This window comes from Neisseria sicca, assembly GCF_003044565.1.
Classification (GTDB): domain Bacteria; phylum Pseudomonadota; class Gammaproteobacteria; order Burkholderiales; family Neisseriaceae; genus Neisseria; species Neisseria sicca_A.
In genome coordinates this window covers 115,266-127,980 of record NZ_POXG01000008.1, presented here as the reverse complement: position 1 = coordinate 127,980, position 12,715 = coordinate 115,266, and the positions used below count along the sequence as shown (strand labels likewise).

10 protein-coding genes are annotated in these 12,715 nt (G+C 44.7%); all 10 read right to left on the bottom strand.

Translation table 11 applies throughout. The features are described 5' to 3' along the window. Positions 1 to 411 precede the first annotated feature (411 nt). Positions 412 to 1,308 (bottom strand): IS3 family transposase, encoded by an 897-nt coding sequence (locus DBZ16_RS13295; RefSeq protein WP_107814329.1) that lies wholly within the window; start codon positions 1,306 to 1,308, stop codon positions 412 to 414. Next, a complete protein-coding gene (locus tag DBZ16_RS13290; protein ID WP_240600384.1) occupies positions 1,212 to 1,562 on the bottom strand; it encodes a helix-turn-helix domain-containing protein in 351 nt (116 codons plus the stop codon). The genes DBZ16_RS13295 and DBZ16_RS13290 overlap by 97 nt, the downstream gene beginning before the upstream one ends. A gap of 132 nt (positions 1,563 to 1,694) precedes the next feature. Continuing rightward, positions 1,695 to 2,996 (bottom strand): hypothetical protein, encoded by a 1,302-nt coding sequence (locus DBZ16_RS13285; RefSeq protein ID WP_107814327.1) that lies wholly within the window; start codon positions 2,994 to 2,996, stop codon positions 1,695 to 1,697. Positions 2,997 to 3,043: 47 nt separating this feature from the next. Beyond that, complete coding sequence (tssE, locus tag DBZ16_RS13280) at positions 3,044 to 3,457, bottom strand: type VI secretion system baseplate subunit TssE (protein WP_070497196.1); 414 nt, start codon at positions 3,455 to 3,457, stop codon at positions 3,044 to 3,046. After that, complete coding sequence (tssJ, locus tag DBZ16_RS13275; RefSeq protein ID WP_003765178.1) at positions 3,457 to 3,996, bottom strand: type VI secretion system lipoprotein TssJ; 540 nt, start codon at positions 3,994 to 3,996, stop codon at positions 3,457 to 3,459. Before tssJ ends, tssE begins: the two co-directional genes overlap by 1 nt. Before the next feature lie 20 nt (positions 3,997 to 4,016). Then, positions 4,017 to 5,126 (bottom strand): type VI secretion system baseplate subunit TssG, encoded by a 1,110-nt coding sequence (gene tssG / locus DBZ16_RS13270; protein ID WP_107814326.1) that lies wholly within the window; start codon positions 5,124 to 5,126, stop codon positions 4,017 to 4,019. Continuing rightward, positions 5,090 to 6,856 carry a type VI secretion system baseplate subunit TssF gene (tssF, locus tag DBZ16_RS13265; RefSeq protein ID WP_107814325.1) on the bottom strand — a complete coding sequence of 589 codons (1,767 nt, stop codon included), beginning with the start codon at positions 6,854 to 6,856 and terminating at the stop codon, positions 5,090 to 5,092. Before tssF ends, tssG begins: the two co-directional genes overlap by 37 nt. 9 nt (positions 6,857 to 6,865) lie before the next feature. Further along, entirely contained in the window at positions 6,866 to 8,491 is a 1,626-nt protein-coding gene (gene tssA / locus DBZ16_RS13260) for a type VI secretion system protein TssA (RefSeq protein WP_107814324.1), read from the bottom strand. Next, positions 8,491 to 11,766 (bottom strand): ImcF-related family protein, encoded by a 3,276-nt coding sequence (locus tag DBZ16_RS13255; RefSeq protein WP_107814323.1) that lies wholly within the window; start codon positions 11,764 to 11,766, stop codon positions 8,491 to 8,493. Before DBZ16_RS13255 ends, tssA begins: the two co-directional genes overlap by 1 nt. Positions 11,767 to 11,977: 211 nt before the next feature. Continuing rightward, positions 11,978 to 12,241 (bottom strand): PAAR domain-containing protein, encoded by a 264-nt coding sequence (locus tag DBZ16_RS13250; protein ID WP_049231213.1) that lies wholly within the window; start codon positions 12,239 to 12,241, stop codon positions 11,978 to 11,980. Positions 12,242 to 12,715: the final 474 nt, after the last annotated feature.

Below are 12,715 nucleotides of genomic sequence, written 5' to 3'. Positions count from 1 at the left end.
AGACGACCTATTTACCATCAGAGGTCGTCTGAAAACAAAGAACAAATACAAAATAACCCGCAAAACCAGTATGACCAAGTCAGCCGCCCTACCCCCTCTTCCTCATCAGCTGGGGCTGATTATTCAAAATTAAAAGGCAACAAGGTTCATATATAGTGGATTAAATTTAAATCAGGACAAGGCGGCGAAGCCGCAGACAGTACAAATAGTACGGCAAGGCGAGGCAACGCCGTACTGGTTTAAATTTAATCCACTATAAAACCGATATATTTCTTGCTTCCCAAGCCTGAGGAAATTTGTCTCTTTGAGCAAGAGTGAGCAAAAATGTTGTATCGCTAAAATCCATTCATAAGAAAAGGTCGTCTGAATTTTGAACTGCCCCCCAAATCTTGGACACTCATAAAAGCCTATTCAGGCGCTCTGTGTAAGCTGGGTTCTGTATGCGACAGGACTCAGCTTTTTCAATTTCAAACTGCAACGCTCGCGGTTGTAGTAATCCATATAGTCATCTATCTGCTTCATCAATTCATCTACCGTCAATTCACCTGCGTTATAGAAACACTCCGTCTTCAACACCGCAAAGAAGCTTTCCATCGGCGCATTGTCCCAACAGTTCGCCTTACGCGACATGCTTTGAACCATGGAATGTTGGGCAAGCAATTTCCTATATCCCGCCGTACGGTACAGCACACCTTGGTCGGAATGCAGCATCGTTCCCTTATCAGTCAGACGGGGTGCGGCTTTTTCGAGCATTTCCTTCACCATTTCGCTGTTAGCATTGCGGCTCATGGCGTAGGCGACGATCTCGCGGTTGAACAGGTCCAATATCGGCGAGAGGTACAGTTTGCCGTCCTTTCCTTTGAGTTCGGTCACGTCGGTCAGCCATTTTTCGTTGGGCTTTTGGGCTTTGAACCGACGTTTGAGGAGGTGTTCCGATATTTCGCCCATGGCGGGATGGCGGTAGGCTTTTTTCGCCCGTATGAGGGCTTTCAGTTCCAACTGCTTCATCAACCGCGCCACTTTTTTGCGGTTCCAATCCAATGCTGCGGCAATGCGCCTTTGCCCGTAGCGTCCTTTATGCCGTTTGTAGGTTTCGACAAGAAGGGCTTTGTCGGCTGCGTCAGGGTCGGGTCGGTCTTGGTGGTGGTAGTAAAAGCTGCTTTTGGGCAGGTTTGCGATGTGCAGCAGGTATTTGAGCGGGTGTTGCGCCCTCAGTGCTTGGACGGTTTGGCTTTGTCCTTTGCGGTCTGTTTTTGGCTGAGGGCTTTTAACTCCTTTAGGTAGGCAACCTTTGCGCGCATATAGCACAACTCTTCGATAAGCTCTGCCTGTGTTTTTTCGTGGTCGGGTTTGTCGGCGATGAAGGGGTTTTTGCGGTGGTCGGTCATGGTTTTGGATTGGGGATGTTCGAGTGCGCCGATGCCGCCTTCCTGATAGGCGCGTATCCATCGTCGCAGGTGGGTTCTGGAAATGCCGTAATGATCCGCGGTACACTGTTGGCTGCGTATGTGCAGGTAGTGGAGTACGGCTTGGTATTTGAAGTGTAATGTATATTTGGTCATAAAAAAACTGCACCTTTTGAGTTGGAGGAGATGTGTCCAACTTTTGGGGTGCAGTTCATTTTTTCAGACGATCTTTTCTATGGATAAGCGGCAAACCGACTCTGCTATTTTGTTGGGCTTACCTGCCTTTTATTAAAAGGCGTCATCATCATGCACGATGACCTTATTGACATAAACCGGCTGCACCGGCGTTTCTTCATGCAAGGTAGGCGACTCTGTCTGTGGCACAGATGTTTCGGTAGTCATTGGGTTTGCTGACAACGTGTTGTGCACAGAATGAGTTTCTTCGCGTTGGATATCTACTTGCGGCGCCAAAGGCTCATGCTCTACCGATGGAGACTCCTGCTTACCGGTTTCAGGCTTCACTTCGGATACGGTAGTGGCCTCTACCGGCTGATTTTCCGATGGCAAAACCACTGGAGCCACGGGCTCAGATACGGACGAATGTTCCTCTACATCAACCACTTTTGTCGACACTTCTTCCACTATCGGAGCTTGCGTAGTTTCTGTTGTTACCCGTGTTTCTACTGTTACAGGCGCTTCCGTTTGGGCTGGTGTTTCTACGGTTTCAGAAATTTCAGTCTTAGTTGGCAGCGTTTCTACCTTTTCAAGTGGTTCAAATTGGGTTGGTGCTTCTACCGTTTCATGCGTTTCCGCTTTGACCGACACTTCTACCGTTTCAGATACCTCTGCTTTAGCCGACGTATCAATTTCCTTGTTTTCTACGGTTTTTTTCTCAATTGGCGCAGTTGTATTTGATACTTCCGGTGTCGCCGAGCCAGCATTTGTGCGATCAGATTTCTCGGTATCTGTCTGTTTGGCATCCTCAGTTTTCACACTTTCTTTAACAAGGTCGTCTGAATTTGTATTGTCTTCAGACTTTTTACTGTCTTCCAATTGATTAGTCTGTGTAACTTCAGGATAAGGAATCGGCTCTTCTGACTTGCCTGCCGTTTCTTCCGGTTTGTCCTGTTCTGCCTTAGCTTGTTGGGATTCCGTAGCCTTTAATTTCGAATTGTCTTGTTTAGACTCAGGCTTCTCTCCTGTCGAACCTGATTTCTGCTGAGTAAGCGGATACTCTCGAATAACGACTTCGGCAGGCGGGGTTTCGGTATGCGGTACATGGCAGCTCTCGCCCATTTTGATGAAATCAATCCCGGAAATCAAAAAATTGGTATTTTCCAGATTTCCTCTCAGCCCGACATAGATTGGTGTGTTTTCAGGCGTATTTTTTCTGACGCTGATGATTTCCGCTGCGGCTTCATAGCCGTTTCCGCTACCGGGGAGCAAAGTGTAATTGTTTTTCAAATCACAACTTCGAATCCGGACATAATTGTTTTGAGTGACCAACATGCCTTCCAGCTCTTTGGCAAAGGCGGTTTGAGCGGTTGCTGAAAGCAACACGCCGCAAGTAAGGAAAATGTGTTTAACCATATTTTATTTCTTAATTTTCAAAGTAATCTATTCACACCAAAGAAAGCTTATGTCCGGCTGCGTTTAACGGAAACCGTCCCCTCAGGCATAAAATAAGTGTCTATAACTACCGCACCCGCGTTTTCTATTTCGCATTCCAGCTGATAACATAAAACCATGATATTGTCTTTGGATTCAGTGAGGTGGATATCCAAGTTCCTTAATCTCGGCTCGTATTTCAACAAGGTTTTCCTCATAAAATACCGCAAGTCATGCGCGCTGGACGGCAGGTTTTTATAAACCATGCTGAGATCGGGAATCCCATAATCCGGCAGATGTTTCAAGGAACCGCTCCTGCTGTTAAGAATGCGTTGGATATTGTCCAAAACACTGCGAACCAACTGGAAGCTGCCCGGCAGGTCATCTATCGGCAAACCGTCGGAATAAAATCCGGTCAGTTTCTCATAGAGTGCGGCATCCATTATTTGACTTTCTTGACCGTCTCTTGAAGCAGGACTTTGTTATCCACCAATTCGATAACGACCGGTTTTTTATTGGTCAGCTGCTTTTTGGTAATCAACATTTTCCAAGTCTGCTCTTCCCCTACTTTGTTGTAGAAAGCGACAACACCGACATATTTGGTGTCTTTATTCAGCGTTTCATCAAAGCTGATGGTCTCCCCCGGCCGGATGGTATATTGCTTGTAACCTTCCGCCAGATCGTTGCTTAAGATGGTTTTGTCTTGATTGAGCAAATCACGATATGAGGCAACTTCATAATTTTGCTTGTCTTTCAATTGATAAACTCGGACGACTGTCGACAGCGACTGCCCGCGCTCGTTTTGATTCAAACCGTTTCGTGCGATCAGGTCGATTTTCAAAATCTTGAGTTTGGTATAAAAAACGCTTTTCGTTGCTTCAACCGTTCCATCTTTCATGCCTTGCCAAATCCCGCATCCTGAAAGCATGGCGCATAAAAGGGCTAATGAGCAGACTGACGTAATTCTGGTTTTTTTATTCATGATTTTCCGTTTTCTTGAAGTTAGTTTGAGTAAGTATAGTTCGCTATTTTTATTTGTTTGTCTTGGTACATCGCACCTAAACCGGTATTAATCCCCAATATTTGTTTTTTTTCCAAACGGCTTTTGGGTATCCATTGTTTTTTAATATTTAGGTAAACACTCGCATCAAAACGACGACCCAAATAGAGTTTTAATAATTCGAGCAATTTTTGGTGTAATTGCTGCTTTGGCAACAGAAGCTGCGCGTTGTCAAATGTATCAGGCGTAATTTCAATGCGCACCAAATGACTGTAATCTTTTATCCGCCCGCCCAAAGATGCACTCCCTCCGTCTAATCGCAAACCGGCTTTCCCCAGTTTGCGGTCCTTTTCCAAAATGACCCATTGCGGCTGAAACTCTTTTACGTTCACATCGGCAAAGGGAAGCAGATATCTGACGATGCTGACAATCCCTTCTTTGGTTCGGGTTCGCTGGTAAAAAATACTGAACAATCCCAAAATCCTGCTATCCAGCAGAGGATGCATGAATTTGCCGTTGACCATGCCTTGCCCGATAAGGTGCAGAAGTGAACGCGATAGGTCATCTTGCCCCTCCCGTTGAAACAGAAACGGATAACGGTATTTTTTCCATGCTTGGAAAAACAGGGTCGTGATTCGGTGGTTAAAGATATCTAAAAATGCCGCCAGGCTTTCACTGCCGTCTTTATGCGTCGCAATATCGTTCAGGAAGTAATCCGGCAAAACTGCATCGACGCCGTATAAACCTAAAAATGTCGTCCTGACGGTCGGCAAATCGGCTTCTGCGTCATATTCAACCGATGCGATTTCCCCCGAAGGGAAAGATAAAGATTTTACCCTTCTAAATCTTACGGTTGACTCGACAGCCTTTTCTTCATTTCCTTCGGCAAGAGTTTCTAAAACCCGGCAAAATTGGAAGAAATTCATCGTTGCCGCATTGCGTACAATAAACTCCCCCAATTTCTCTTGGAAGATTTCAGACGACCCGCTTTCGCGCTGCGCTTTATTTCTAGGAATCTCCCATAAAGGAAGCGTCTGCCTGCCGTTATTTTCTTTAGCGCTTTTGTGCGCCGTTTCTAAAACCGTGTGATAGTTGTTTTGCTGTCTTTCCATGTATATGTTTTCCCGGATGGCAGAGAAACAATGCTGAACCGGGTAAACAGGTTCAAATCAGCATACATTGCAAAAAATTCGTTCAATAATTCTCCGAACAAATAAATTTCCGCCTCACCGCTAAATGCGGTCGAATCAAATGTTACGGTAATATGAATTCCGCGGTGGACTGCGCCACGCTCGATTCTCTGTACTGTTTCATGTTTGACATCAACAATACCATTCAGTCTGCGCTTGTTCAGCTCGTCTTCAGTCCAGTCGTAAATGGACAATGCCCCTTTCAAACTGTCGACATTCAATAGTGATAAATAGTTGGGTGACAAATGGGACAATATACGCCATTGGAATCGATCCTCTGTCGGCGGATAGCAAGACAATGTCGGCGTGGTAAGGTTTCTGACCATTTTGACATTTGGTTCGGCGATATCGTCGTCTTGAATCTGGGTCTCCCTCAGACTTTTACGCGGCAAAGCGCCATTTGTCCCGACCACCTTCAATGAAAGCGTCTCGGTAGGCAATATGTCTTTTCTATCCCACAACAATCCGCCAAGCATGATAAATGTTTCATGTCTTCCTGATACGCCTTGCTTGACTTTGGTATGGAAATACCTTTCTGGCGCATCATATTTCATCAATCCGCCACGATGCTGGAATGAGGAAAAAGGAATATAGGGATAACGCTTACCTGTTTCATGATTAACCGCCTCTACCTCTTCGACGGAATAAACTTCAACAGCCATACCTTCATGTAGTAACGGCTTAACAGGATATTCGAACGCCTTATGATCTACTCGGATAGGCTCTGCTTCCATATCAAACAGATTGATGGCAGACACGCAGTTCAATTTCAAGCAGTCAGGAGGGAATCGAAGCTCTGAAGGGTATTGCTTGGAAAGAACCACATTCACGCTAAACTCATTAATCCGTTCCGACCACGCTCCGGCATCGATGCCTACTAAATCAATAAAGAAAAACTTTTGTTTGAAACAAAAATATTCCAGCAATAGTTGGTAGCCGCTGAAGCTGTTATTGACTTTCTCCCACAATCTTTCATCTTCAGCAAATCCGACTGCCTTAAACTGTATATTGTCGGCAGATGGCAATTCGGCATGATGAAGGCTGATTCGCGCTGTCTGATTCAACAAAGCATGACGCAATGCGAAGGCAATCGGTTCATCGGCGGAAATATAAATTCTGATTTTGGAAAAATCTAAATTTTCTTTCTGTATTTGTCGGTGGATACCAAAAGTTAATTTGATGACGCTTTGACCATTCGCATCATAATCCAACAATGTATGCAATATGCTCAAAGGCTGGAGCGCAACATCAGCAGTGGTCCGATACAAGCATCTGGTCAATCTATCGTTGATATTGATAGGTTCGGACTGAACGGACAATCCTTTTTTGACGACCTGTCCTCCTTGCAACTTTTTATTGTCCGGAATTAATTCCAAAACAGTCAGAGAAGGAATCATCCTCAGATAATGCGGCCACAGCATATGGACCAATCCCTCCGTCAATTCCGGAAAGTCATCATCTAATTTTTGTCTGATTCTCCCTGTCAAAAAAGCAAAGCCTTCAAACAGCCTTTCTACATAAGGATCACGTGTACCTACCCTGTCTAAATTCAGCATTGCGGCACGATCAGGATGGGCTTTTGAAAACTCTAATCCCGCCTCTTTGAGATACCGCATCTCTTCTTCATAATAGCGTAATGTGGGATCTGACATAATATATGCTTAATAAATTAATTCCAATGCACGGACAACATCCGCCTGCATCAATTCTGTCCGTAAAAATTCGAGCTGTTTGACAGCCTCAATATCTTTATTATCAAGGTTTTCACTTAATAGTTGATACCAAAGGGAATACACTTCAAACGTAAAATGTTTGTCCCACTCTTTAACTGTCAACACTTGCATCTGCTTCGAAGCTTGCTCCAACAGTTTCACAGCCCATTCCGCTTTTTGGGCGTTTACAGCCAACCGAGCCATCATCAACCATTTCTTAACCTGCCCCGAACCCGCCTGCCACTCTGGTAATGTTTCCAACCAAGCAAATGCAGCGTCTAAACCGTATTCTTGCGTTTTCAACAGCGCCTGTTGCCAGTAACTTTCTTGGTTTTCCTCCTGAGATGACGGTTCTAACACTGCCTTTTGAATGGCTTGGCTATTCGTCTGCTTGCGCGTAGACGACATGACTTTTTGTTCCAGCCACTTAAGCGTATCGGCCGATACAAACGGGAATCCGTTATCAAAACTTAAACCGGTCAGGCCTTCGCATCGGGTCAATAAGGATTTCAACTCAAATAGCGAAGAATCAACTTGGGAAAGATATAAACCACCTAATGCCTGCTGACCTTGCCATGCGTAATATTGCAAATCCAGCCAATAGTGATTAGCACCTTCCAAAAAAGCCGCTTCCACTTTATCGAGCAAATCGCGCCATTGCTGCTCCTGAACCAAACGATTCAAGTTTGCCAATAAATCTGCCCTCGGAGCCTTCAACCGCGTCTGACCGTTTTGATGCGGAGGAATGCCGTTTAATCCACCCCAACGGACGGCCCGAATCATCTTATTTGCAGACCAATAACCATCATCCTGCTCCCTCAAGTAGGCAGCGTTAATCCTGACTTGGTCAAGCAAGGCTTTAGAAGAGTTAACCTTTGTGACAGTCAGACTTTCAGACGACCCTCGACTCTCTTGATGAATTTGTGGCGTTGCCACTTGCTCAACAGGCGCACTGGTCTCCTGATTTTGACTTGAACTTGTTGGAGAAGATGAAAAACGAACAGATGACTCTTCAAAATATTGCAACAATGGAAATAAGCTGGGGCGTACTGCCTCTTCCCATCCCTCAAAGTAATTTTGCAACAACATCAAAGCCGATAATGTCCGCTTAAGCTCCGTAGAATCGGATAATCCTACTTCTTTAAGCGTATCCAACACCCTTTCACCGGACAACCAATTTAATGCATTACGTTTTTGTACCGGTTTTTTCGGCCACAGCGACTGATCGAATTTTTGCAGCAACCCGCACAAAATCTCCAAGCCGTCTGAAAAACCTGCCAAACCTCTGTCTCTCAGCGAGGCAAAAATGTAATAGGTTGCCACCCTCAGGTCTTTAGATTCACGCTTCAGCAGGCGTTCTGAAGCATCCAAAATCAATCGGTAATCCATACCCGAAAGTTTGGCCAACTCAATTTTGATGGCTTCAAAATCATCTGCATAGGCGACATCCTCGCCACAAGGATGGTTGTCTGAAACAGGCTCCAACCATTCTTGCCAGCGATGGATATTGTTATCGGTGATAGATGTACCTTCATCACCGAGTATCGGCTTTACCCATTGGGGTAATGTCATCATTATTTAACCTCAAAAATCTTATTCGGCAGATGGATATTTTTCAGATCCAACAGTCCCAACGGTCCCTTACCGGAATTGGTTCGCATATAGAAGCGCATCAATTTGTCTTTTTCCAATGGGAACTCGACCAGATAGGTACTTCCATCAATCGGTGTAACCCTAGATTTTTCAAGCATACGGATGAAACCGAAACGTCCGCTGATTTCCTGAGTTTTACGCATACCTTCTGCCTCGGTTTCCCAAGAAATACGCAAACCGGCATTGCTGACATCGCCCGGCCATTTAAATGGCTTCCATTCTGTCTGTTGGTTGAAATAATTCAATGATTGACCATCAACAACCAAGTCGAACTGAACAATTCCCTGAGTAGATGTCGGCTTAAGCTCAAAGCTGTAACCACCTTCTCCGTTAACGAAGAAATCCTCAGAAATCGCACTCAATTTATTCAACTGTTGCAACAGTCCAGAATTGACTTTCAATTCGCTTCCCGGCGCGACGATCCATTGATTGCCTTGTTTGGTCAAAACGCCTGCCAATTGAGTCGTTACAAACTGATTCAATGCACCTTTGTTGATATCCAAGTATTTTGCCAATACGGGAATCGAAACTTCTGTTTCTGATTTGGCAAACGGATATCTACCACCCAATTCGGACTGCATAGGATTAACAAAATTGCTTGCCCACAGATTATTGATATCTTTTTGGGCTACGCCTGCAATCGAATCCCATACGGAATTAAATGGCAAGACAAAAACGTTGCGCGCAAACGGCAGCAATCTGTCGCCCACACCAGCCTCAATCAAACGTGCATACTGCATACCTTCAAGAAATTCATTGTCTCCGCCATTCAAAACACCTTGTACGGCCGATCTGGCTACGCCACCGGTATCGGAAGAAGACGCCATTTGAATCAAGCGTTGTTTAATGGTCGTCACTCGCTCAAGGTAGCGCTGCAGGCTCAAATCGCTCTTCGGATTGATTTGTGCGTCAATCAATTGCAGCAGGTTTTCAAATTCTGCTTCCAACGGTCCTGCCAGATAATCATTGACTTTACCTTCCAGGGCGTTGATGTTTTCAGCCTGTGAATTTAATACCGTATCGGCAACTCTACGCGAGCGGGAAGACAGCTGTCTTGCCGCCGCACGTTTTGCAGCATCGGCAACCGCCGGATTTACGTCAATTTTTTTGCTGTCCAATTGGCTGCTTTCTTTTACAGCATGGAATAATGCCACCAATGGGGAACGCTGAGGATCTGCATAAACGTGGAACTGATTGACCGCATCCAAATTGGTCGTTCTTGGCTGCCATGTAATACTGTTCATCATGTCATACCAAGCCGCAGCATATTCTTTGAAATAACGCTCTTTCAGACTGTTGATGGCAGCTTCCGTTACCGGTGCCTGATGCAGGTTTCCACCCAACACCCAGTCAGTATTCTTGCTGTCTTTAACAGCTTGATCCAAAGCAGGCTTGACGTGTTTTTCCCAGCCTTCGACCGTATACACGCGAGGCAAAGGTTTGCCGACAGTCCAAATGCCTTTCAAATCCTTATTCAACAGCTCTGCCAATGTAATGGTTTTCAGCTTGGCATCCGTACCTTGTACGATGCGTTTGTATAACTGTTCACTGCCTTGGTCGCGGTTGATCCAATCCACCAGAATCTGACGGCTTCGTGATACCAATTCAGGTTGCTCGGTTTCAAGCCAACCGGAATGAGTAGCCATGCGAGGTACAAAGAATTGAGCCAAAATTTGTGCATCTTTGGTAGAAACATTCTGTGCTGACAACATTTCCACCAGTTTTTTCGTCAGGAATTCAGCATCTTTTTTGTCTTTGGTTTTCTCTACATGAGACGTCAGCATCAAATATGCTTTCAAGTCCTGATAAGAACTGTCTTGCAGCGCGAAGTCGTCCGGAATCTGCCCTTCTAGCATAGTCAAACCATCTAACTTATTCGCGAAGAATACGGTAGCTGGGCGGCTGACGACATCTTTAACCAAAATACCGTATTTACGATACGCGGCAGCCAACAACTCTTTTCTATGTTCATAGCCCAAGAACTTGGCTGTATATTGCAAGAAATCCCTGCCGGATTCCATTTCAGTAATACTCTGTTGCAGTTTGACTAATGCAGCAACTTTTTCCGAGCGTGATTTTGCCTTCTGAATGCTTTCCAAATCAGCATTCAGACGACCTATATCTTGATAACTGCTGTGCGCCCCCACAGCGAACACACTACCGATCAGCAAAGCTACGGCACTCATTGCCAAATAGGTTTTTTCCGTTTTGGACAAATGCAGTTTCTTACCTGAACCCAAAACAGACAGGTCGTTAAACGCACGGTAAATCAAATCTCCTGATTGTTCAGGATTATTGGTTTGAATAAACGAAACGCCGGCAACTGTATCCAGTTTTCCCAAACTCCGTTTTTCAGCAGCAATATGATCCGCCAAAGTTTGACTGTGGGCAGGCAACGTAGCAGACAGTTTCGCAATAGGTGTTTGGCGCAAATCTTCCTCAATCAGCTGCGTACCCAATGCTGCCAACTGGTTGGCAAACTGATCCAATTCTTTCGCCAACTCCGTTGCCGATACAGTCGAACCATATTTCAAAGCATGGCTGATGGCTGATGGCATTTCATCGGTTTCATTGGTCAGATACACCTGATTAATCGGCAGCTTCCATCCGAGTTTCTTCATTAACTCGGTCAATTGCGCAGCATTTTCGTGAATTGAGGATTTTGCTTGAAGAGAGACAATGCCTTCGGCTGGACGTTTACCCACACCCCTCAGATATTGCCAACCGCCTGCAGGCTCCATGGCTTGTGCATCAATCCAAATAGCCGATGCGGTTTCCACCCACAACTGACGGCGGATATCCGGCAAAGAGGCTTCCAGCAAGGCAGTATCTTGGGTGACCACAAAAATCCAAGGCTTACGGTGTTTTTTATATTGCTTGGTCAGCAAGTGGATATGTCTCAACTGCTCCCAGCGTTCCGTCACACCGATTAAATGGGTAGATTCCGCACTGTCACCGCTTAAATCTTCGGGATTCAGATGCTTCAAATTAGAATGTCTATCGGACACGCCTGACCAAAGCATTCGTGTCAACAGAGGGATAAAGAATATCAACGAGGTCACTACTGTGATACATGCCCAAACAACCGCTTTGGCTGCAGATGTATCGATTCCGAATTTATGACCTAAAAAGTAGAGTAAGACTGCACTGACGATGCTTAGAATAATAACCACTATGCCAGTAAAAATTGGCTTCATAATAACTTCCGAAAAATAAACTTAAAATCTAAAAACTTAATCTGTATTCTGAATACCAGAACTTTTGAATTATTGAGATGAAAGGCTGTTTACCAAACCTGCCCCGAATCAGGTATGCGCCCCTAAAAACCTGCGACACTAAAAGGATTATTCAATTTTGTATCTTATTTCCGACAATCTGGCACTTTAGCTCCTTGCAGATTCCCTTCCCCTAGTCGCTTCCGACAGTCGGCATACTGCTGATCAAAGCGCAGCCGCATGCAGTTTTACAACCGTCCACAGCAACATCACGCCCCTTAAACGACATATATTGACTGCCTTCGATAATCGGATTGGTTCCATGCCCGGGTATGGGGCAAGAAACCAAATCGCCTACCAGAGCGGCAGGCTTTCCTTCAATGACCATATCCGAAGACGCTTGAACCACAACGCCTCCATGAGTAGTTGAATCTCCCAGCCTGATAATACCTTTCATAGTTTTTACCTTTTTAAAAAATTTACTCATCATATCAAAAAATAAATAAATTAGTAACTACCGTTAAATATCAAATTCATACCGCTTATCAAAAGGGCTATAAAACAGGCAAATTTACGATAGTTTGAGTGCTAATCGATTTTTTAAAATAATGAATAAAGCCATTTCCATTCAAATATTTATGACAAATTAACTTCATACCGAATCAAGACAGGACAACACCCGACCGGTTTTAAAATTAACCCGCTCTAGAAAAAATATAGTGGATTAAAATAAAAATGAGACAAGGCGACAACGCCCGCCGTGTACGGGTAGTACATAAGGGCGTTGGCAACGCCGTATCATTGCAATTTTAATCCACTATAAACAAAACAATTTTCAGACGACCTCTTAAGGCAACCTGACTTGCTCATTTCAAAAATTAATTAACCGTCCACAATGGGACGGTTTTAAGTTTGAGGATAGGAGATTTAA

Excerpts from the sequence above, each read along its gene's own strand:
- DBZ16_RS13290 (WP_240600384.1), bottom strand. The coding sequence starts at position 1,562 with ATGACCAAATATACATTACACTTCAAATACCAAGCCGTACTCCACTAC.
- DBZ16_RS13285 (WP_107814327.1), bottom strand. The coding sequence starts at position 2,996 with ATGGTTAAACACATTTTCCTTACTTGCGGCGTGTTGCTTTCAGCAACC.
- tssE (WP_070497196.1), bottom strand. The coding sequence starts at position 3,457 with ATGGATGCCGCACTCTATGAGAAACTGACCGGATTTTATTCCGACGGT.
- tssJ (WP_003765178.1), bottom strand. The coding sequence starts at position 3,996 with ATGAATAAAAAAACCAGAATTACGTCAGTCTGCTCATTAGCCCTTTTA.
- tssG (WP_107814326.1), bottom strand. The coding sequence starts at position 5,126 with ATGGAAAGACAGCAAAACAACTATCACACGGTTTTAGAAACGGCGCAC.
- tssF (WP_107814325.1), bottom strand. The coding sequence starts at position 6,856 with ATGTCAGATCCCACATTACGCTATTATGAAGAAGAGATGCGGTATCTC.
- tssA (WP_107814324.1), bottom strand. The coding sequence starts at position 8,491 with ATGATGACATTACCCCAATGGGTAAAGCCGATACTCGGTGATGAAGGT.
- DBZ16_RS13255 (WP_107814323.1), bottom strand. The coding sequence starts at position 11,766 with ATGAAGCCAATTTTTACTGGCATAGTGGTTATTATTCTAAGCATCGTC.
- DBZ16_RS13250 (WP_049231213.1), bottom strand. The coding sequence starts at position 12,241 with ATGAAAGGTATTATCAGGCTGGGAGATTCAACTACTCATGGAGGCGTT.